Origin of the sequence: Kitasatospora sp. NPDC002551 (genome assembly GCF_040296005.1) — a bacterium.
GTDB lineage: Bacteria > Actinomycetota > Actinomycetes > Streptomycetales > Streptomycetaceae > Kitasatospora.
On the sequence record NZ_JBEOWI010000007.1, the window covers coordinates 108,114 to 127,062 of the forward strand.

Sequence of the window (18,949 nt, forward strand, 5' to 3'; positions counted from 1 at the left end):
GACCCCAGCATGGGCGTCGTCCCAGGCTGCCGTCAGGGCCACGGTGAGTACCCACCGTGAAGGGTCGGCCGCCGCTACGCTCGTGCCACCATCGAACCGGGAGGCACCATGCCCGCGCCGGAACCGCTGCCCGCGCACGTGCTCACCGACCCCGCCTTCGCCAGCGCGTGCGCGCAGAGGGAGATCGGCGCGGTCTTCCAGCTCGCCCGACGAGCCGGCCTCGGCCCCGCGCAGCTTGCCCGGCGCACAGGCCTGACCACCAGCCGGGTCACCGAGATCATGACCGGCGGGCGGGCCGTCGTCAGCATGGACGTCATCGAGCGGATCGCTGACGGATTGCGCATCCCCGGGCACATGCTCGGCCTCGCCGACCGTCCGTGGGAGTCCGCCCCCGGGCCGACCGCTTACCGGCCTGCCGCTGTCCCCGAGACCTGGGAAGTCCTCGACATGCTCAGCCGATCCACAGCGTCCGACGCCGCGCTGACCCACCTGGAGGCGGCGGTAGCCGACGTGGCCTACCGCTACCCGATCACCCCGCCCACCGTCTCCGTGCCCACCCTCCAGCGGCAGCTGGTCGGTGTGCACGAGATGCTCGGCCGGCCCCAGGCGCTCGCTGCCCGCCGCCGTGGTGTGCGGATACTGGCCGTCGTCGCAGGCCTGCTCGGCCTCGCCCACCATGACCTCGGCGACCGCGGCCGCAGCGAGGCCCACTTCCGTCTCGGGGCCGTGGCCGCCGCCGAGGGTGAGGCCGACGACCTGACCGCGTGGCTCCTCACCATGCAGAGCATCGTCGAGTACACCGCAGGCCGACGCGACACGGCCGCCGCCCTCCTGGGCCAGGCCGACACCATCGCCGCGGCGGCAGCACCCCGCCGCCGCGCCTGGGTTGCCGCCAACCTCGCCCGTGCGGTCGCCGCACGCGGCGACCGCACCACCGCACTGGCCGCCCTCGACCAGGCCGCCCACCACCTTGACCTCGCCGACGAGCAGCCGATCGGTGGCCTCGACTTCTTCACTGCCGGACGCCTCGACGGGCTCGCCGGCGAGACCTACGCCCACCTTGGCGAGCACGACGCCGCCATCCGGCTCCTGGAGACAGCCGTCGGCCATCGGGCCCCCGACGACGTCAAGGGGCGTGCGGTACTGACACTGGATATCGCCGAGGTGCGGCTCGGCCAGGGCGCCCTTGACGAGGCCTGCGCAACCGCGCACACCGCCCTCGACATCGCCGGCGGCACCGTCGTGCAGCCCCTTCTCCTCCGGGCGCGCGGCCTCCAGCAGGCCCTCGCCCCGTGGGCCGCCGAGCAGGCGGTGCGGGAGCTGGCGGCGCGCGTGAGAGAGTCGGGGCACCAGCTCGCACGCGCGTGAGGAGGACTCGGTGACGGGAGCGGAGTGGCAGGTGTACGGACGGCGGCAGGTCTACGGGTCGCCATGGGTGGAGCTGTGGCTGGACGATGTCGACATCCCCGGCACTGGCCGGATTGAGCACCACGTCGTCCGCATGCCCCGCGCCTCCACCACCGCCGTCGTCACCGACGAACGGGGCCGGTTCCTCCTCATCTACCGGCACCGGTTCATCACCGGCCGCTGGGGCTGGGAGGCCCCGGCCGGGTGGGCCGACCCTGGCGAGGAGCCGGCCGCTGCCATCGCCCGCGAGGTCGAGGAAGAGACCGGCTGGCGACCCGGCCGCGTCGAGCTGATGACGGAGTACGACGCCATGGCCGGCATCAGCGACGCGCACTTCCGGGCGTACCACGTCACCGGGTGTACACGGATCGGCGAGCCGCAGGACATCTCCGAGGCGGCCCGGGTGGAGTGGCTGTCCGAGGCCGAGGTGGTCAGGCTCCTGGTCGGCGGCGGGATCTCCGACGGGCCGTCGCACGCCGCCCTCTCCTACTACCTCGGCCCGCACCGGCTGGCGCGCACGAGCCGCTGAGCTGCACTGTCGGTGTCCTCACATACGATGGCGGCATGCCCGACGCACTGCCTCTCCCCGCTGACCTGCTGCCTCTGCACGCCGCCGAGCGCCAGGCGGACCGGGCGATGACGCAGGCCCGGCTCGACGGCGGGGACGTGGACGCGGCGATCGCCACCTACCTGGAGGCCGCCAGCGCCCTCGACGCGCACCCGATCTGGGAGCAGGCCCGGCAGGCCGGCGCCTACCACCAGACCCGGCAGGACTCGCTCAAGGCCGCGAAGGCCGCACTCGGCAGCGAGACTGCCGCCGCCTGACCCCGGACATAGCGAAGCGCCCCGCTCTCCTGGAGAGCGGGGCGCTACCGGCTACGGCAGGCGGATGTTCTTCTGCCGCCACAGGTCGTCAAGCAGATCCAGCCCCCGTGCTGTGGCGTAGGCCACCGAGAAGCTGACGCCGTTCGCAGTCTCGATCTTGACCTTGAACTGGCCCGACCGCTGATACGGCAGACGAGGCAGGTTCCGAGCCCCGCCGTACCGCGAGACCTCCTTACGGAAGATGCCGATCTCCACCAGCCAGTTGGTGACGACCTTGACGTCTTCGCCCAGCATGTCCGCCAGGGACCGCATGCTGATCAGTCCCTCGGTGTCGAGGAACTTGTCCCACTTGCCAGCCTTCGGTGCCGCGATCGCCAGTTCCTTGGCCTGCTTTTCCTCGCGCTCCAGAACGGCGAGGTACTGGCGCGCCATCTCGATCTCGGACATCGGTCGGCTGGTCGCGATCTCAGCCTGCCGGGTCTGGGCGGCAAAGTACGCCTGCGCCGCAGCAACGGCGGGCTTGTTCGGCTCGCCGTTCATCGCCACGAGGTAGGCCGCGTTGCGGCTCAGCCGGTAGTTGATTCGAGCCGGACCGCCCGTACCCGAACTTTCCTGGACTCGGGAAAATGACTGCTCAGAGTACATGCCTACGTTCTCGGCGGACCTGATCGCCCGCTCGACGACGTGCAGGAAGTTCTCCCACTTGTCGTAGCCCATGACCGGCTGCAGGTCGCGGGCGGACCAGTACTCCTGCCCGTAGTCGTCGACCCGCCGGATCCGGTCGAACGGGCTCGCCCCCTCTTCGCCGCCGACGGCGGGCAAGGTAGTGTAGGTGTCAGACATGAGCGCCTTTCTGCAGAGTGCTCTCGGCCCCGGTGAGATGTGGAGTCCCGCCGGGGCAGCTTTGTGCCCCGGCTCGATGGGCCGTTTGGGTGATGCATCTCACTCTAGCCTCCGGAGGCACTATCCCCGGGCTTCGCACCACTCGTAACTCTGGGCACGGGCTCGCGACTTCAGCGCAATCGCCCAGTGCTGGCCGCAACGGGCTGTACCGTCCTGGGCATGGACGACGTCGAGCGGGTGCGGGTCACGCTGTGCGGAGGCCCCCTGGACGGCATGGAAGTGCAGGTCGACCCGACGGACCCAGACCCCTGGATCGCGATCATCTCCGGCCCCAGATGCCAATACCCGGGCGGTCGCAGCCTCTACGCGCCGGACCCGGCCGGGCAGTGGGTATGGGACCGGGACCTCCCTTGGGAAGCCCTCTGACGCAACGAACCGCCCCCGCCCGGCTGCAAGGGCCGGACAGGGGCGCGGTGTTCAGCGAGAGAGCAGAGGGATCAGGGCGATCCCAACCCCGGCGAGGCTGGCCAGCACCGCGATCGTCGGCAGCGGCCACCGGCCCCGCTTGAGCGCCTCGACGTCGACCCGCATGCCGGCGACGTCCGCCTCGGTCAGCGCGGTGCGCTCCTGCGCGCGGATCCGGGTCTCGTGGTCGGCGATCGTCTCCCGGTGCTCCCGCTGGTCGTCGAGCAACCGGTCGAGTTTCTCCTCCATGCGGATCTGGCCGTCGGCGATCCTTCGTACCTCCGCGTGCGTCTGGGCCGGGCTGATGTACACCCCGGAGTCCGGGGCCGGGCTGGTCACTCGCGCACCGCCCGGCGCAGGGCGGCGTCGTCCGGGTCCGGAGCGGTCCGCAGCCAGCGGGGCAGCAGCCGGTCCACCGCCGGGAGGGCCATCACCCGGGTGAGGCCGGCCGCGACCGCCAGCCCGACGCCGACACCCGGCGTGGCCTCAGGGATGCCGGAGGCGTCCACGATCAGCGGCAGGGCGGCCGCGATACCGAGCGTGGTCTGCAGGGTGGTCCGAATCGTGCGGCGGGTACTGTCCTTCATCGCTCAGCCCTCCTGGGTGGTCGCGCCGGGGACGGTGACGCGCACGTCGATGCCGTCGGCCATCGCCTGCGTGACCGCGGCGACGGCCTGGCGAACGGCGTCCTGCACCGCGGCGGTGTCGATCCCGCTGGCGGCGAGGATCTGCTGCAGCACCACTCCCTGAGCCGCCTGCTCGATCAGCGAGATCCTGCCGCCGGCGAGCAACCACTTCGCCTCGATGCTCGGCGCCCCCTCCTCCGGGGTCCAGTCGGCCCGCAGCTGCGGCACCTGGGCCTCCCATACCTGGGCCGGCAGAGCCGCGATCGCAGCCTGCAGCGTGGCGACCTGGTCGCTGTGGACCTTGTCCATCCACTCCAGGACGGCGCCCGCGTACAGCGGCTTGCCCGTGGCGGCGTTGGTGAACTGGTGGTTCCAGACCGCCTCGGCGATCTCCTGAGCGGTGGGCATGTCGTCCTCCGGGACGTCGGGCGCCGGTGCCGGCGCGGGGATGGTGGTGGGCTGGCCGGCCGCGGCGCGCGCGATGCCGGGCAGCACGACGTCGCGGAACTGGCGGGCTCGCGCGTCGCCCGGGCAGGCCGTGCCGCTGGCGGACCACTCGGGGAACATCCGGTGCACGCCGAACCCGGGGTCAGTCGGGGTGCGGCAGGCCCGGATCGGGATGCCGTGCCGCTGGTGGAGCCACAGCCCGAGCGCGATGAGCGCCTGGAGCTGGGCGTCCGTCCAGGCGTCGGTGTGCTGGTCGTTGCTGGCAGTCTCCACGCTCACCGCGCCGGTGCCGTCGGCCCGGCGGTTGGCGCGGAAGTTGGCGTCGGCGCGGGTCTGGGTGCCGATGAACTGGCCGACGCTGCCGTTGTAGCCGACGCCGAAGTGGGACTCCAGGTTGGTGGAGTCGCGCCAGTACTCGTACATCCGTCGTGGCGTCCACGGCGCGGCCACGCTGTGGAAGATCACCTGCGTCGGAGTGATCGCCGGCTGCTCGTCCGACTCGGGTTGGAGCTCCATCTTCTGGGCTCCGGGATACCAGGCCATCAGGCCTCCATGTCTGCGAAGCCCCACGCCGGGCGGCGGCGGGGCGGTGTTTCCTGTTGCTTATGCGGGCGTTGCGATGGCCGCTGTCGGCCGTGGCCGGTACCGTCGGGGGCACACACAACCGAGCTGGGGGGTCAGCATGTTGACGAGACAGACCTGGGCCATCGCAGGCGCCGTGCTCGCCGTCGCAGCGGGCAGCGTCACCGCGGCGGCGCTCACCAGCGGCAGCCCGAAGACGCCGCCGGCCGCCGCCGTCGTCGAGCAGACCGCAACGCCGACGGTCACGCCGAGCGCCACCGAGACGGCCGCCACCGTCCCCGTCGCCAGCACGGTGCCGACCGCGACGGCCACCGCGGTCCTGGTCCAGCCGGACCCGGCCACCGCTGTCGCGCCGTCGGCCGCAGGCGCCCCGTCGGCCGCCGCATCCGCTGCCGCGCCGAAGCCCAAGACCAACGCGGCATTGGCCCGCCCGACCACGCAGGCCCCCGCGAAGGAGACCCCCGCGAAGGAGACCCCCGTGACCCAGCCGCAGGCCCCGCAGCAGCCCGCCGCACCCAAGGCGGCCACCGCCGACGAGCCGACCACGCCGCCGGCACCGACCACCACGCCCGACACTCCGACGCAGACCCCGGTCGGCCAGAACCCCGGCGGGATCGGGACCGTCGACAACGGCGCCCCGCCGAGCACCCGGCCCGGCACCGGCGGTCCAGCGGGCGACCCCTACCCGGAGAAGCCCTAACTAGGACCCGACACCGAACGTCGACAGACCCTTCACCCCGACGGTGCCCGCTCCTGCCGTCCGTCGCGCCTGCCACTCCAGGGTCTGAAACCCCAGGTGAGCCCCAGTGATCGGGCCAACAAGGTAGCTGACGAAGTAGTCCCCGGGGGCCAGCGTGACCTGCCCGATCACGCCCCCGGACCCGTCAACGAGCCTGATCTCACCCGCCGTCGTGCCATCTGAGCAGCGGGCCAGGAAGTGGCTCTCCACGCGCGGGTGGTGCTTGTGCCACTTCAAGCTCATGCAGGTGGCGAAGCTGGCCGAGGACGTCGTCCACTGCGGGACCTCGGTGTAGCCGTACCAGGCATCCGCGCCGAAGATTGGCGCAGACAGCCCTCCACCCACGACATCCTCAGCCAGCAGGGTGTTGGCGTCAGCATCGCGAAGGACGAGCCCCTGCGGGTCCGCGGGGTTGGTGGTCATGTTGTTGATCGTGATCGCTTTCGAACCGTCCTGCCGGTAGACGAGCAGGCCACGTTGCGGGGAACCGTCCGGGTTCAACGGGCCGATGCCGCCGACGTAGAACTGGGGCGCGCCAAGGGCGTTGTTGACCTTGAACGTGCCGCCGGTGCCGACGGTGACATCGCCCGCCTCGATGCGGGTCATGGCCGGCCGGATCTGGGAGCGGCCCTCGACGGCACGCAGCCGGGCGTCGAGGGACCGCAGGACTTCGGACCAATCACCGGGCAGGTCAGGCATCAGGCCACCTCCAGGAAGAGCTGGGTCGTCTCCGGTGTGCCGCGCTGTTCGGGGGAGACCTGCAGGCCGACAACCCGGTAGCGGGCGGACAGAGTGCCGGGGTGGAGATCGTCCGTCATCCGCAGTCGTACGTAGCCGCCGAGCTGTGGCTGTGGGGCGTCGGTGGTCGTGTAGGTGACCGTCGGGATGATGATCGGGCGGCGTGCTCGTGCCAGGTCCGCCACGGCGTGCTCGTCGAGTGTCTGCTGCAGCTCGACGGTGGTGTAGTCGCTGGTCCCGTCCAGGGCGGGCCATCCTGCTGCGATGTCTTCTGGCGTGGTCAGCAGGTCGGTCAGCAGCGGGACGCTGTCCTCGGCCAGGTTGTTGTTGATGCTCGCGCCTCTGCTCTGCCATCGGTTGGCCACGCCGGCGGCGTCCTCGGGCAGGCTGTAGGAGAGGACTGGTCCGGGGCTGTCGAGGATGACGTCCGTGGCCGTTGTGATGATCTTCGGCTGTCCGAGGCGCAGTTCCCTGTGGCGGACCCCGGCGTCGTCGCGGAAGACCGCGATGCGCCACTCGAACCCGTTCTCGCAGGCGGCGAGCTGGTCGATCAGCTCGCCGACGTACGCCTGGTCGTAGCGGGAGTACTCCCGGTCCCGCAGCACGCCGGACATGCTGGCGGGGGCGGCGATGCCGAGGTCTCCGCCAGGGGTGTCCTGCACGTAGCTGAGCAGGCTCCGCACGATACTGAACTGATCCACGCCGGTCGCGATCAGCGAGGTGAACAGCCTGCGGTGCTCGCGCAGGTACGACTCCAGGCAGGCGGCCTGGATCTGCATGGTCAGCCGGCGGTCGCTCATGGCCGGCTCGCGGCTCCACAGGATGCCAGCCCAGGCGATGCTCGTCCCGAACGTGCTGGAGTTCTCCAGGTAGAGCATGGTGCGGCCGGGCAGGAGCGCGGCCAGCGCCCGCTGGGCTAGGGATTCGGTGGGGATCGGTACCGACCCGCGGAGCATGCCGGTGCGGCCGATGTAGTCGTCGTGCTGGACGCCGTCGATGGGTAGGACGTCGATGTCGGCGTCGGTGCGCAGGTCGCAGACCCGCAGCTGGTAGCCCATCAGCCGGCCAGCGGGAAGAGGGTGATGTTGCGGTGGTCGATGGCCGCGCCCGCACCGGCCGTGACCCTGAACTGCCACTGGGCGGTCAACACTTCGCCGGGCACCGCGGTGACGCGGGCCGAGTACGTGCCGGGGATGATCGCGTCGGTCGCGTAGTGCACGGACTGGAGGGCAGTGCTGTCGGCGACCGTCCTGATCACAATCGTGTCCGACCCCGTGATGTGCAGGCCGGCGAAGACGCTTGCTCCGGCGGCGTTGACGTAGAGCCTGGTCTGGCCGATGACCATCACCTTTCCGGACGGCGGGACGACGCACGTCGCCGAGAGGGCCGGCGAGCCGGCGACGTAGACGGGCGAGGTGATCGTGATGGATGTGGTGCTCTCGGCGAACGTGCTGGTCAGCGGCGGGAACTGGCTCACCCATGCCGTGCCGTTCCAGCGCTCCAGTCCGGTCGGGCCGTCACGGTACTGGCCGACGTAGACGCCGGGCGTGCTGCTGCTGTCCGGCATGATGCCGCCTGCGGCGACGGTCCAGCTGCGGCGGTCGGTCAGGTTGGTGCCCCAGTTGATGGGGTTGCCGGCGCTGGAGGTGGCCTCGACGCGGACTTGGGCGAGGACGATGCTGGCGGCGGGCGGGGTCGGCGCGACGGGCGAGGCGTTGGGGGTGCCGGCGACCCGCTCCGTCTTCGCCAAAGTGAGGCCCTGCGCGTCGTAGATGTTCTCGTAGACGCGGACGATGATGAGGTCGATGCGAGGCTGGCCCGTGCCGTCCGGGATGGGCACGGTCTCGGCGGAGGTGGTGACGACTGGGATCGGGCCCTGCGTGGTGGTTCCCTGGACAACGCCGCGGCCGATGCCGACAGTGGCGGTCATCCCCGAGCCGGTGACGGCGTAGCCCGCACCCGCGAGCACGCCACCCCGGGTGGTGAGGATGCCGGCCGGGGTCATGGTGCCGATGGGGGCGAGGCGGGTGTCCTCGCGGGTCTGCCCGCCGGCGCCGGAGCGCGGCAGGAGCCAGGCGGTACGGGTGGTCATCTGGCCTCCTACCAGTACGCGGAGCGGTATCGGACGGTCATGGACGCGGTCGTGCCGGTCGCACCAGGGCCGTCGCGGAAGGACAAGGTGCTGGACCCGGGCGGCAGGACGAACGTCTGCTCTGGCACGCTGCGGGGGGTGACGGTGTAGAGGCGGGACGCGCCGGAGGCGAGCGTCACGGTGCCCTCGGCGGTGTCGACGGTGAGCACGTCGGTGGCGGCCAGGACCAGGTCGTACTCCAGGACTTGGCCGGTCTCCTGGAGGCGGACCGAGGGCTTGGTCACGGGGCCGCGGAACTCGATCCGTACCGGCGTCTCGGCGTCACCGGCGTTGGTGACGGTCAGGTCCCCGGTCGATCCGGGGGATCCCCAGTCGAGACCTTCCGGGGTTGTGCCGTCGTACCAGTCGAGACCTGGCGGGGACGCCCCGTCGCCCCATTCCAGGCCCTGCCCGGGCTGGGGGAGGTCGGTACTGGTGCTGAGCTCGGCCGGCGAGTACCGCAGCGGGTCGGAGCAGGTCCACTCCAGGCTGATGCTGGTGTAGCCGGCGGTGTACTGCTGATCGGAGGGGATGGTGCGGGCGGTAATGCGGGCGCCGACCTGGAGGGTCTGCCCGGCGAGCCGCACCACAAGGGGCTGTTCGTCCTGGCGGACGCTCGTTGCGGCTCGCAGTTGGGCGAGGGAGGCCGGCCACTGGGCGTCCTGCGCGGGGTCCTCGGGGATCAGTTCGGCATCCCAGGTGAGGACGCGCTGGCGGGCCAGCAGCCGGCCCGGCCATGCGCCGTGCTGCTGGGCCCGCAGAGCGGACGCGTCGTCCAGAGGCGGCAGTGAGTCCCATCCGGCGAGGACTCGGCCCGCGTATGGAGACCGTTCTCCGAGGAGGAGGCCGCGCCACTCGATCTGGCCGTCGGTGGTGATCAGCTCACCGGCCACGAGGTGACCACCCCCTCGCCGTCGTCTCCCGGTACAGGGCCCGGCCGATGCCGTCCACGTCCTGGTCGGCGTAGGCGTTGAACTCGGCGATGTTGAGCGTCACCGCGCCCGCCCCAGCAGCCGCCGGCGCGGTGGCCATGACCGGTCGGCCGGTGGCTCCGGCCGCCGCGCTGGCAGTGATGCCGGCGAGGTTGCCCTGGGCGGTCGCCGCGATGGCGTACGTGGCGTCGTACACCTGCTGCTGTCCGTCAAGGACGCCCCGCGCCAGGTCGGCACTGATCGCCTGGCCGCTGTAGAGCGTCCATCCGCGGCCGGAGAAGGGGCCGACCTTGGCGGGCGAGAACGGAAAGTACTCCCGGACATCGTGCAACAACCCGAATACGGAGTTCCTCAGATCGTCGCTCTTCGACTTCATGCCGAGGATGAACCCGTTGATCAGGGCCCGGCCGGAGTCGCGGAGGTAGGTGTTCAGGTCGCCGAGCGCGTTGAGCGCGTCGACCTTGAGCCCGGCGACCCACGGCAGGAACTCGTCGCGGACCTTGTTGACCGCGGCGTCCTTGAACTTCGACCACGCCTGACCGCTGGCCTCCCACAGCTTGGACCCCAACTCGCCGATGAGTTGGGCCAGTCGCCAGGGCAGGTTGATGAACAGGTCGATCGTGAAGTCGATGAAGCCCTTCACGAGGTCCTTCGCCGAGCGCCAGGCCCCGGCGAAGTCGCCTCGAAGCAGCGACGACACCAGGCTGAGCGCGGGGACGACGATGTTCTGGATGTAGCTGGCCAGCACCCCCGCCAGGACCTGGGCGAGTTGGGCGACCGCTGAGATGATCGGCGCCAGGATCGGCGCCATCACCCGTAGCTGGTCGGCCAGCAGCACCGCGAGCTGCGCGAGGACCGGGGCGAGCGCTGTCGCGACGGCGGCGAAGCTGGAGCCGAGCTCGGCGAGCGGCAGTTCCTCGATCAGCTTGATCGCGACCGGCAGCAGCGACTTGATCAAGGTCGAGAAGGCGGCCAGCAGCGGAGCCATCAGACCCGGCAGGGCGGCAAGCATGGGGCTGAGCAGGTCACCAGCAGCCCGGGCCAGCGCCTCGACCAGGGGCGCCCCCGCCGCCCAGAGGTCAGCGACGGTCTTCAGGACCGGGACCAGGACGGGGCCCAGCTGGGACGCGAGGCGACCCGCCAGATTGATCACCGGGACCAGGTTGAGGCCCAGTTGACCCAGCGCCCGCCCGCCCTCCACCAGGACCGGGGCGAGCGCGGCGATCACCGGCTGAAGACCGCCCTGGCCCAGCGCGGCGACCAGCGTCTGGAAGCCGGGCGCCAGCGCGGAGACGGCCGGTCCAAGGACCTTCAGGGCCTGGCCGAGCAGCGGAACCGCGACCTTGCCGACCGCGGCCAACGACTCGAAGAAGTCCTTCAGGCCCTGCTGGACCTCGGGCGTCGCCGTGACCTTGGAGAGCTGGGAAGTGACCTGCTCCAGGATCCCGAGGAACCCGCCACCGGCTGCCGCCGCTGGCCCGAAGACGTTGCCCAGGACGCGGCCGGTGTTGGCGAGGACGCCGCCGAGCTGCTTCGCCAGGTTGATGGCCTGGTCGATGGTCTGGGCGAGGCCGCCGCCGGACAGCGACTCCGCGAGGCGCTTCTTCCAGTCGGCCGTAGCCGAGGCCAGGGCCTTGGTGACCCGGTCGAACGCGGGCGACGCGATGGCGCTGAGCGTCAGCAGCGACGCCGTGAAGTCGCCGGGGAACGACGCGAGGTTCTGGAGGCCCGCCGCCAGGCCCCCGAGGGCCTTGCCGAGGATGCCGTTCTCGGCCATATCCCGGGCCGCGGCCCCGAAGCCGGCCGCCATCCCGTTCAGCGCGCCGGCTGTGGCGACGAGCTCCTGCCGCAGCACCGGCAGCGTCGCCGCGCTGGTCGCCCTCAGCTCGCCGTCGAGGCCTGCGAACAGGCGCTCCTGGACAGCGGAGCGGACCTCCCGCCAGGCGGGGGCGATCTCCTTGACCGCCAGGACGAACGCGCGGGCGTTCGGCGTGAGCCGGGCCATCGCCTCGGCGAACGCGTCGACTCCCGCCGCGCCGCCGCCGGCCCCTCCGGCGGCCTGCGCGGCATCGGCGATGGCCTGCTGGGCGTCGGCGACTGACCGCTGGGCGTCCGCGATCTGGCGGGCGCTGTCGCGGGCTGTCTCCGCCGCAGCCTGCCGGGCGTCAGAGACGTCCCGTTCGGCGCGGGCGACCGTCCGGGCCGCGTCGGCCTGCTCCTGCGCGGAGGCGGCCTGCGCGTCGGCAAGGTCCCGCTGGGCGTCAGCGACCGCCCGTGCGGAGTCGACCTGCTGGCGGGAGGCCGATGCCTGAGCGTCGGCGACCTGCTGCGCGGCGTCCGCGCTCTCGCGGGCCGCGTCTGCGACGTCCTGCTGGGCGGCGACGACTCGCTCGGCGCCGTCGACACCGGCGGCATCAGCCTTGGCCTGCTCGGCCCCCAGCCGCCGGACTTCCTTGCGCTGTTCGCGCAGGGCCTGGGTAGCCTGCTCGTAGGCAAGCTGGGCCCGGTCGGTCTTGTCGGTGCTGCCGGACTTGCGGGCCGCGTCGAGGTCGGCCTCGGCGTCAGCGAGCCGCTGGACTGCGGCCCGCTCGTCGAGCCTGCTGGAGATGACCCGGTCGGCCAGGTCCTCCAGGTCCTGGCTGGCCTGGCGGCGGGCCTCGTCGAGATCCTGCTGGGCCCGGACGGCACGGGTCTGCGCGTCGGTCAGCCGCCGCTCAGCCTCCGTGACCTGGGAGAGCGCCTCGGCGCTGCGGTCGGCGGACTCCTGGCGGGCATCGGCGAGCGCCTGTTCGGCGTCGGCGACATCCCGCTGAGCGCGGGCGACCCGGTCGGCCGCCTGCTGCCGGGCCAGGACGAGGTCCTGCTCGGCGTCGGCAACATCCCGGTCAGCCCGGACGGTTCGGGCCGCCGCGTCCTCGGAGACCCTGGCGAGGTTCTCCTTGGCGTCACCCAGCTGGCGCTGGGCCGCGGCAACCGCCTTGGCGGTGGAGGCCGCCCCGCCCCCACCGCCACCCCCGCCCTTCGCCGCCGGAGCGAAAGCGGCCTTCATGGCGTCCCCGACGCCCGACATGCCGATCTTGAGCGCCGCGAAAGCGCTCACCAGCGACAAGACGCCGGGCACGGCGACCAGAGCGGCCGGCCCGATCTGGGCCAGCTGCACACCCAGGGAGATGATGCTCGGCAGGCTGACCGCGCCGATCCCGATCAGGGCTCCGCGCAGGGAGGACAGGCCGCCCAGCGCGGAGGCCGGGTTGATGCGCTGTAGCGCGGTGGAGACCTGCCGCAGCGGGCCGGCGTCGGCGCGGACGTTGAGCCGCGCGGTACGGGCGCGGGCCAGCTCGGCAAGCTGGGCCGCGACCCGGGTGCGGGCCCGGCCATCGAGGTTCGGGCGGATCTGTGCCCTGATCTCGCGGTACGTCCGCTCCAGTTGGGAGGTGACGCGCCGGGCCGCGCCCCGGTCGAGGACCGGCCGGATCTGCGCGTCGACCCGCTCGGCGAGGGCGAGGAGGTAGGCGCGGACCTGGCGGGCCGCGGTCCGGTCGACATAGGGCCGGACGTTGACGTCCAGCTGCCGGGCGGAGCCGGCCAGCACCATCCGCAGACGCTCGGCGAACGCCGAGGTGTCGGCGACGACGGTGACGCTCAGCCGGGCGCGCTGCTCGATCCGGTCGAGGTAGCGCTGCAGGCTGGTCGCGAAGTTGCTGGTGTTGGGCAGGACGCGGACGGAGAGCCGCTCCACCTCGCGGCCGCCGGGGCCTCCTGCCATCGCGGATCACCCCCTCCGCGATCGGCAGAATCGTTTCTGCCCGGGTTGTTCAGTTGTGGGTGCGGTACTTCTCCGGGAGAGGCCGGGCGTTCGGGTGCTTGGACAGGTCCAGCGGCCGGCGCTCGGCCGACGGCCGGGACCTTGCGGTGCCGGGCCGCGGCAGGTGCGCGGGTACTTCGAGCCGCTTGCGGGTCCGGACCTGCATGGTCACCCAGGTGAGGGTGTGGATGGCCTCGACGATGTCGGCCAACAGGTGGGTCTTGGCGTCCCAGCCGACGGCGGACGGGTCTCCGAGGCGAGCGGCGGCGAAGCGCGAGCCGGGCGGCAACTCGGCGAGCAGGTCGAGCACGCGGCCCGGGGTGAGAGTGCCACGCCACACGTCGTCGAGGTCCAGGCCGTAGACCTCCTGAAAGTCGGCCCGGATCGGCCGGTGATGGGCCTCGACCAGCTCGCCGAGGATCAGGCTTCCCCCGCCTGGGTCGCCTCCATGTACTCCTCGACGAGGGTGATGATGGCGGCGGGCAGCCAGTCGGCCAGCTCGGCGGTGACCGCACCGGGCCGGTCGGAGACGGCGGCGAGGAACTCGCGGCTCAGCCGCAGCTGGTCCTCGATCGCGTCGCCGTCGAGCCCGCCGGTGTCGGTGTTGAGGCCGGCGAGGACGGCGGTCGCCGACCTGCGGTCGGCCTCGTCGAGGAGGAGAAGGTTGCGGAGGTTGGCGGCCGTGCCGTCGCGCAGGTCGAGGGGGATGGACAGGTAGGTCTTGGCGACCTTGGCCATGATGCGGTCGAGCGTAGACATGGTCGGTCCCTTCGGTGTCGGTCCCGGGCAGGAGGGTCCTGTGCCGCCGGCGGGACCGTGGCCGGCGGCACAGGAGTTGGAGGGGCGAGGGTCAGGACCCTGCGCCGAGGACGGTCGCCCACTCGCCGATGTCGCCGCCGATGAGCTCGGAGGCGAGGAAGGTGCCGGCCATCGGCAGCGCGAACCAGTTCTCGCGGTCGAGACTGACGGCGTCCGAGCCGAGGAGCGAGACCCGCGGGTGCCACAGCGGCACGAAGTGCGAGCCGTCCACGATGATCATCAGCAGGGCCTTGATCTGCGGGACCGGGCTCGCGGGGATCCGGATCGACCCGTCGGCCTGCATCTTCTCCGCCCCGCAGCCGAAGTACAGCTGCAGGTTGGTGGGGTCGGCCTGGATGGACTGGTAGGTGAGGCCGTAGGTGATGTCGGGGCTGGTCTGTCGGATCTTGCGGTTCTGCCAGGAGCCGAGCGTGGTCGGGGCGTCGCCGTCGCGGGTGAAGGACGGCATGTTGTCGGGGCTCGTGTGGCCGAGGTTGACCCAGGGCGAGCCCGGCGCGAGTGGGTCGGTGATGGTCACCGGCTTCTCCGTGTCCGGCGGCGCCAGGTACAGGTACCCCGTGCCGGGGATGATCGTGGTCGCGTCGTCGAGCGACATGAAAGACCTCCAGGGGTCAGGGGGTTGGTACCGGCGTGGGCCGGGCGGTCAGGCGCACGGTCGCCTGGAAACGGAAGGTGCTGGCATCAGGGGCGGGCAGGCCGATGCGGAGCTCGGCGGGGCCGCCTCCGACGCTGCTGAAGTGCGACAGGTAGCCACCCGCCGCAGGGGACGCGAACTGCCGGGTGCAGGCGTCGTACAGGCCGGCTACGGCGCGTCGGCAGAGCGTTGATGCCGTGGCTCGGTCTGCGGAGAGGCTCTGGATGTCGACGATCGCCGCGTCCAGGCCCCGGGGGTCGATCGCGCCGGCGCCTGGCACCCGCCGGGCGACGACGAGGTCGAGCCGGGCCGCCCAGTCGTCCGGTATCAGCGTCATCACGGTGGCGTCCGCACCGAATACCGAGGTGAGGGCTTCACGGACCAGGATGTCGATGTCGGGAAGCGGCGCGGTCGGGGTCACAGCGCGGCCTCGATGGCGTGGATTCCAGGGATGACCGTGCCGTCGGACGCGGTGTGGCCGTAGTTGATGGCGAGGATCGCCGGGTCGGAGATGGACACCGTGGAGTCAGTGCGGTCCGTGGTGACCTTCAGGCTCCGGGCGAGCTGCCCCGTCTGGGTGTGGGCGGCGACGACGGCCTCGACCCGTGCGGCCCTGGTCTCCAACTCGGCCCGCACCGCGGCCCGCACGCCCGGCAGGTGGGCGACCATGGCGTTGATCTTGCGGGGGTCCCGACGGGCCACGTGCTCACCTCCGCCGGATCAGTGCGGTGTCGTGCCGGGTCCGGGGTGATCCGCCGTGGCGCTTGGGTTCGCCGACGACGGTCCAGTCCCGGCCTCGCCAGGACACCCGCGCCCACGGGCCGGCAGGCAGTTCGCGGGCCAGGACCCGGTAGAGGGTCTGGTCGAGGTATCCGGTGGAGGCGTCCTCGCTGCTGGAGGACGGCTGCACCCGGCAGCGGACGGTCACCGGGGATCCTTCGGGGCCGCGGGTGCCGTCCGGGCGGACCGGGCCGGCCGGGTGGACGACGATGGTGTCCGGGCCCCCGTCCAGCAGGGACACGGTTCACCACCACCCGTCGTAGGGCACCGGCACCCGGGCGGTGTACGGGGTGATGGTGAAGGCCCCGCGGCCGGCGGTGAGCATGCGCCGCTCCTCCTCCAGCAGGGTGAGGTAGCCGGCGGCGGCCTGGGCGGCGATCTGGTACTGGTAGTCGCCGTCCATCTCCATCCGCAGCCCCTCCGGGTTGCGGGCGACCCGGGCGACCATGGACGCCTCGACGTAGTCGACGGTCGCCTGCGAGGGTGGCCGGCCGGCGGCGAGCCGGGCGGGCAGGTCCGGGTAGAGGCCGAAGAGGTAGGTCTCGGCGGCGGTGACCAGGTCCTGGATCTGCTGGTCGGTCAGGTCACTGCCCTGCGGGATCAGGGCGCGGACCTGGGCGACGGTCGCGGTCACCGCGTCACCCCCTGCTCTGCGAGCGCTTCCACCGCCTCGCACCAGGCGGTCAGGTCGTCGGCCGGGTCCAGCTCGGCCGAGCGTGCGAGCGCCTTCTTCGACGCGGCCTTCCACGCCTTGGGGTCGAGCAGTCGGCGGATCTCGGCCTCCCAGGAGGCCGGGTCGTCGCGGTCCGCGAACACCCCGGCGGGACCGAGGGATTCAGCGAGGCCAGGGGTGGGGTGGGCGATGACGGGGATGCCGGAGGCCATGGCCTCGACCCCGACGCGGCCCCACGACTCGTAGGAGGACGGCATGAGGACGATCCGGGAGCGGGCGTAGACCCGCTCGCGCATCAGGGCTCCGGGCGTCTGCGGCAGCACCTCCGCGTTCGGCGGGACGACGGCGGGGATCTCCTGGTCGCCGTAGGCGCCGCGCACGCCGAGGAAGGCGACGTCGGGCATCCGGGAGACCAGCTCCCAGAACAGCGGCCCGCCCTTGTCGGCGTAGAGGTTGACCAGGGTGACCCGGTCGCCCGGCGTGGTGGCGTAGTCGGCCGCGACGACCGGTGGCCGGACGACGAGTTCGGCGGGCGCCGTCAGCCGGGTGCGGCCGTAGTAGTCCTCGGCCTCCGCGCGCGTCCAGCGGGCGTTGTAGACCGCCAGGTCACAGGCTGCGGCGGACTCGAAGCTGGGGGCGTGGGTGTTGTGGACGACGGCGACGGTCGGCACCTGCCAGGAGCGCCCGTAGGCGGCCAGCGCCGGGGCTCCCTCCAGGTGGGAGACGAGCACGTCGGCCTGTCGGCCGGCCTCCGGGAAGTAGCTCGACTGGATCGGGTAGACGGCGACGCCGTCCACGTCGTACCGGCCGGGCATCGCCGCCGTGTACCGGAACAGGTGGACGCTGACGTCGTGACCGCGGGAGGCCAGCTCCCGCAGCATCGTGTGCAGCATCCACTCAGCGCCGGCGTTGTGGTCCGGCGGGTAGCCGTGGACCCTCGCGACGATCCGCAGCCGGCGCCCGGTCACGACCCGCCCGCGGCAGCGTTAAGCCGCACGAACGCCTCGACGTCGGAGGCGACGAAGCCGTAGTACGCCTCGCACAGCAGGAGCACCAGGTTCTCCTGGAAGGCGGAGTGGACGCCGCCGTCCTCGTCGACGTAGGTCGCCTCGCGGGACACCTTGACGGTGATGTCCATGCCGACGCCGTAGGCGCACTGCGTCCAGTCGCCGCCGATCGCCCGCAGCCCGGTGTCGACGCTGCCGGACTGGCGGCGCTGCTTGCCGGACACGGAGCGGGAGTAGGCGACCGGCTCGCCGACCAGGGTGCCGGCCAGCGCCGCGCCAGTCCCCGCGACAGTGGTGTCGACGAAGATCGGGCGCCCCTGCAGGTCGGTGGAGGTCAGGAGCGACGGCCGCAGCCGGGGGTCGGCGACGGTGCCGGTGTAGTCCCAGTCGTCGTCGATGACCTCCTTCTGCATCTGGACGAGGTCGCCCCAGATGCCGCCGTTGGCCTTGGTGGTGGTGCCGATCGTGACGACCTTCGAGGTCGAGGCGAGGTAGTCCGCGAACGGGCCGCCGGCGCCCTTCATGGTCTTGCCGTGGATCGCCGCCGCGTCGAAGGCGCGCGCGAACGCGGTCGGCAAGTCGTTGGACAGCTGCGTGAACAGGCCGGCGGCGTTGGTCTCGGCGACCTCCATCGAGACCGGCACCAGGACCGCCAGCTTCTTGCCGGCCATCTGCTTGACCTGCATGCCGCCGGTGCCGAGCGGCTTGCGGCCAGCCTGGTCGACCCAGTCGGCGGTCGGCACGTCGCCGGGGATCGGGATCGCAGTGTTGGCGGTGAGTGCCAGCGGGACACGGCGCGACAGCGCCATGACCGCGGACAGCTCGACCGACTTCTCGAAGATCGGGCCGGTGATGGTCGGCGGCAGCAGCGTGGAGCTGATGTTGCTGAGCTTGACCGGCGGGGTGGCCGCCATGGGGTCCTCCTTACTCGCCCCTGAGGGCTCGGGACAGGAAACCGGCGAATTCCTCGCCGGGGGTCAGGGGTGCGGGGGCTCCGCCGCCCTGGAGCGGGTCCGGGACGGGCATGCGCGGCCCGGGCTGGGGCAGCAGGGCGGCGAGGGCCTTCGCATCGGTCTCCATCGCCTCGTCGGTGTCGCCGGCGATCCGGGCGACCAGGGCATCGGGCAGCCCGTGCTGGCGGCCGAGGCGTTCGCGGGTGAGCTGCCGCTCGGCCGCCGCGAGGCGTTCGGCGGCGGCCTGCAGGGCGGCCTGCGCGTCGGGGGCGGCGGCGAGTTGGGCCGCAGTCTCCCGCAGCTCGACCCGCCGAGCCGCGGCCTCGCCCCGGGCCCGGGTCAGCTCCGACTCCTGCACGGACAGGCGGTTGCGTGCCCACTCCGGCAGCTCGGCGAGCTGCTCGGCCGTCGGGGCGCCCCCGTTCGTGGGTGCGGGGGGCGCGGTCGGCGCCGGAACGGGGGCAGCCGGGGCTGCCGGGGCCGGGGGCGCACTCGCGGGCTCCGGCGTCGGGGCGGCAGGCGGGGCAGGTGTGGACATGGGTG

General features: G+C 72.2%; 24 protein-coding genes. 5 read left to right on the plus strand and 19 right to left on the minus strand.

Annotated elements, in window-relative coordinates; all coding sequences use genetic code 11:
* Nucleotides 1-108: 108 nt before the first annotated feature.
* Genes ABT093_RS09570 through ABT093_RS09580 form a run of 3 tightly spaced genes read left to right on the plus strand, consistent with a single transcriptional unit; the run spans nt 109 to nt 2,232 of the window.
* Complete coding sequence (locus ABT093_RS09570) at nt 109-1,368, plus strand: NsdA family TPR-like regulatory protein (RefSeq protein WP_350562170.1); 1,260 nt, start codon at nt 109-111, stop codon at nt 1,366-1,368.
* Between the two features lie 10 nt (nt 1,369-1,378).
* Nucleotides 1,379-1,936, plus strand: coding sequence for an NUDIX hydrolase (locus ABT093_RS09575; RefSeq protein ID WP_350562172.1), 558 nt, complete (start codon nt 1,379-1,381; stop codon nt 1,934-1,936).
* A 35-nt stretch (nt 1,937-1,971) separates the two neighbouring features.
* The gene (locus ABT093_RS09580) at nt 1,972-2,232 is read left to right on the plus strand and encodes a hypothetical protein (protein ID WP_350562174.1); all 261 of its coding nucleotides are present in this window, start codon (nt 1,972-1,974) and stop codon (nt 2,230-2,232) included.
* Between the two features lie 51 nt (nt 2,233-2,283).
* Here ABT093_RS09580 and ABT093_RS09585 read toward each other — a convergent pair whose 3' ends face one another.
* On the minus strand, nt 2,284-3,075 hold the full coding sequence (locus ABT093_RS09585) for a phage antirepressor KilAC domain-containing protein (RefSeq protein WP_350562176.1): 792 nt from the start codon (nt 3,073-3,075) through the stop codon (nt 2,284-2,286).
* 219 nt (nt 3,076-3,294) lie between these two features.
* On the opposite strand from ABT093_RS09585, the gene ABT093_RS09590 reads away from it, so the two are divergent.
* Nucleotides 3,295-3,501, plus strand: coding sequence for a hypothetical protein (locus ABT093_RS09590; RefSeq protein ID WP_350562178.1), 207 nt, complete (start codon nt 3,295-3,297; stop codon nt 3,499-3,501).
* A 51-nt stretch (nt 3,502-3,552) separates the two neighbouring features.
* Here the strand turns inward: ABT093_RS09590 and ABT093_RS09595 are convergent, their stop codons facing one another.
* The 3 genes from ABT093_RS09595 to ABT093_RS09605 are packed head-to-tail and all read right to left on the minus strand — an operon-like array spanning nt 3,553 to nt 5,156.
* A complete protein-coding gene (locus tag ABT093_RS09595; RefSeq protein ID WP_350562180.1) occupies nt 3,553-3,879 on the minus strand; it encodes a hypothetical protein in 327 nt (108 codons plus the stop codon).
* Entirely contained in the window at nt 3,876-4,127 is a 252-nt protein-coding gene (locus ABT093_RS09600) for a hypothetical protein (protein WP_350562182.1), read from the minus strand. The genes ABT093_RS09595 and ABT093_RS09600 overlap by 4 nt, the downstream gene beginning before the upstream one ends.
* 3 nt (nt 4,128-4,130) lie before the next feature.
* Complete coding sequence (locus ABT093_RS09605) at nt 4,131-5,156, minus strand: peptidoglycan recognition protein family protein (RefSeq protein ID WP_350562184.1); 1,026 nt, start codon at nt 5,154-5,156, stop codon at nt 4,131-4,133.
* Nucleotides 5,157-5,295: 139 nt separating this feature from the next.
* Here ABT093_RS09605 and ABT093_RS09610 point away from each other — a divergent pair, with 139 nt between their 5' ends.
* Nucleotides 5,296-5,895, plus strand: a complete 600-nt coding sequence (locus tag ABT093_RS09610) for a hypothetical protein (RefSeq protein WP_350562186.1) — start codon at nt 5,296-5,298, stop codon at nt 5,893-5,895.
* Here the strand turns inward: ABT093_RS09610 and ABT093_RS09615 are convergent, their stop codons facing one another.
* From ABT093_RS09615 to ABT093_RS09685, 15 genes are all read right to left on the minus strand, one after another.
* On the minus strand, nt 5,896-6,633 hold the full coding sequence (locus ABT093_RS09615; RefSeq protein ID WP_350562188.1) for a hypothetical protein: 738 nt from the start codon (nt 6,631-6,633) through the stop codon (nt 5,896-5,898).
* The gene (locus ABT093_RS09620; protein WP_350562190.1) at nt 6,633-7,730 is read right to left on the minus strand and encodes a hypothetical protein; all 1,098 of its coding nucleotides are present in this window, start codon (nt 7,728-7,730) and stop codon (nt 6,633-6,635) included. The genes ABT093_RS09615 and ABT093_RS09620 overlap by 1 nt, the downstream gene beginning before the upstream one ends.
* A complete protein-coding gene (locus ABT093_RS09625) occupies nt 7,730-8,764 on the minus strand; it encodes a hypothetical protein (RefSeq protein WP_350562192.1) in 1,035 nt (344 codons plus the stop codon). Before ABT093_RS09625 ends, ABT093_RS09620 begins: the two co-directional genes overlap by 1 nt.
* An 8-nt stretch (nt 8,765-8,772) precedes the next feature.
* Nucleotides 8,773-9,696, minus strand: a complete 924-nt coding sequence (locus ABT093_RS09630; RefSeq protein ID WP_350562194.1) for a phage distal tail protein — start codon at nt 9,694-9,696, stop codon at nt 8,773-8,775.
* Nucleotides 9,686-13,501, minus strand: coding sequence for a hypothetical protein (locus ABT093_RS09635; protein ID WP_350562196.1), 3,816 nt, complete (start codon nt 13,499-13,501; stop codon nt 9,686-9,688). Before ABT093_RS09635 ends, ABT093_RS09630 begins: the two co-directional genes overlap by 11 nt.
* A gap of 49 nt (nt 13,502-13,550) precedes the next feature.
* A complete protein-coding gene (locus ABT093_RS09640; protein ID WP_350562198.1) occupies nt 13,551-13,880 on the minus strand; it encodes a hypothetical protein in 330 nt (109 codons plus the stop codon).
* A gap of 80 nt (nt 13,881-13,960) precedes the next feature.
* Entirely contained in the window at nt 13,961-14,299 is a 339-nt protein-coding gene (locus tag ABT093_RS09645) for a phage tail assembly protein (RefSeq protein WP_350562201.1), read from the minus strand.
* Nucleotides 14,300-14,390: 91 nt separating this feature from the next.
* Nucleotides 14,391-14,954 carry a phage tail tube protein gene (locus ABT093_RS09650; protein WP_350562203.1) on the minus strand — a complete coding sequence of 188 codons (564 nt, stop codon included), beginning with the start codon at nt 14,952-14,954 and terminating at the stop codon, nt 14,391-14,393.
* Between the two features lie 16 nt (nt 14,955-14,970).
* Entirely contained in the window at nt 14,971-15,414 is a 444-nt protein-coding gene (locus ABT093_RS09655) for a phage tail termination protein (RefSeq protein WP_350562205.1), read from the minus strand.
* Nucleotides 15,411-15,695 (minus strand): DUF5403 family protein, encoded by a 285-nt coding sequence (locus ABT093_RS09660; RefSeq protein ID WP_350562207.1) that lies wholly within the window; start codon nt 15,693-15,695, stop codon nt 15,411-15,413. The genes ABT093_RS09655 and ABT093_RS09660 overlap by 4 nt, the downstream gene beginning before the upstream one ends.
* A gap of 4 nt (nt 15,696-15,699) precedes the next feature.
* The gene (locus tag ABT093_RS09665; RefSeq protein ID WP_350562209.1) at nt 15,700-16,014 is read right to left on the minus strand and encodes a hypothetical protein; all 315 of its coding nucleotides are present in this window, start codon (nt 16,012-16,014) and stop codon (nt 15,700-15,702) included.
* 3 nt (nt 16,015-16,017) lie between these two features.
* On the minus strand, nt 16,018-16,407 hold the full coding sequence (locus tag ABT093_RS09670; RefSeq protein ID WP_350562211.1) for a Gp19/Gp15/Gp42 family protein: 390 nt from the start codon (nt 16,405-16,407) through the stop codon (nt 16,018-16,020).
* On the minus strand, nt 16,404-17,414 hold the full coding sequence (locus tag ABT093_RS09675) for a glycosyltransferase family 4 protein (protein WP_350562213.1): 1,011 nt from the start codon (nt 17,412-17,414) through the stop codon (nt 16,404-16,406). Before ABT093_RS09675 ends, ABT093_RS09670 begins: the two co-directional genes overlap by 4 nt.
* Entirely contained in the window at nt 17,411-18,367 is a 957-nt protein-coding gene (locus tag ABT093_RS09680) for a phage major capsid protein (protein ID WP_350562215.1), read from the minus strand. The genes ABT093_RS09675 and ABT093_RS09680 overlap by 4 nt, the downstream gene beginning before the upstream one ends.
* A 10-nt stretch (nt 18,368-18,377) precedes the next feature.
* Nucleotides 18,378-18,944, minus strand: a complete 567-nt coding sequence (locus ABT093_RS09685) for a hypothetical protein (RefSeq protein ID WP_350562217.1) — start codon at nt 18,942-18,944, stop codon at nt 18,378-18,380.
* Nucleotides 18,945-18,949 lie beyond the last annotated feature (5 nt).

Bases quoted from the DNA above. Each gene is read 5' to 3' on its own strand.
- ABT093_RS09590 (WP_350562178.1), top strand. From the start codon at position 3,295: ATGGACGACGTCGAGCGGGTGCGGGTCACGCTGTGCGGAGGCCCCCTG.
- ABT093_RS09610 (WP_350562186.1), top strand. From the start codon at position 5,296: ATGTTGACGAGACAGACCTGGGCCATCGCAGGCGCCGTGCTCGCCGTC.
- ABT093_RS09585 (WP_350562176.1), bottom strand. From the start codon at position 3,075: ATGTCTGACACCTACACTACCTTGCCCGCCGTCGGCGGCGAAGAGGGG.
- ABT093_RS09680 (WP_350562215.1), bottom strand. From the start codon at position 18,367: ATGGCGGCCACCCCGCCGGTCAAGCTCAGCAACATCAGCTCCACGCTG.
- ABT093_RS09600 (WP_350562182.1), bottom strand. From the start codon at position 4,127: ATGAAGGACAGTACCCGCCGCACGATTCGGACCACCCTGCAGACCACG.
- ABT093_RS09650 (WP_350562203.1), bottom strand. From the start codon at position 14,954: ATGTCGCTCGACGACGCGACCACGATCATCCCCGGCACGGGGTACCTG.
- ABT093_RS09580 (WP_350562174.1), top strand. From the start codon at position 1,972: ATGCCCGACGCACTGCCTCTCCCCGCTGACCTGCTGCCTCTGCACGCC.
- ABT093_RS09685 (WP_350562217.1), bottom strand. From the start codon at position 18,944: ATGTCCACACCTGCCCCGCCTGCCGCCCCGACGCCGGAGCCCGCGAGT.
- ABT093_RS09605 (WP_350562184.1), bottom strand. From the start codon at position 5,156: ATGGCCTGGTATCCCGGAGCCCAGAAGATGGAGCTCCAACCCGAGTCG.
- ABT093_RS09620 (WP_350562190.1), bottom strand. From the start codon at position 7,730: ATGGGCTACCAGCTGCGGGTCTGCGACCTGCGCACCGACGCCGACATC.
- ABT093_RS09625 (WP_350562192.1), bottom strand. From the start codon at position 8,764: ATGACCACCCGTACCGCCTGGCTCCTGCCGCGCTCCGGCGCCGGCGGG.
- ABT093_RS09645 (WP_350562201.1), bottom strand. From the start codon at position 14,299: ATGTCTACGCTCGACCGCATCATGGCCAAGGTCGCCAAGACCTACCTG.
- ABT093_RS09635 (WP_350562196.1), bottom strand. From the start codon at position 13,501: ATGGCAGGAGGCCCCGGCGGCCGCGAGGTGGAGCGGCTCTCCGTCCGC.
- ABT093_RS09615 (WP_350562188.1), bottom strand. From the start codon at position 6,633: ATGCCTGACCTGCCCGGTGATTGGTCCGAAGTCCTGCGGTCCCTCGAC.
- ABT093_RS09570 (WP_350562170.1), top strand. From the start codon at position 109: ATGCCCGCGCCGGAACCGCTGCCCGCGCACGTGCTCACCGACCCCGCC.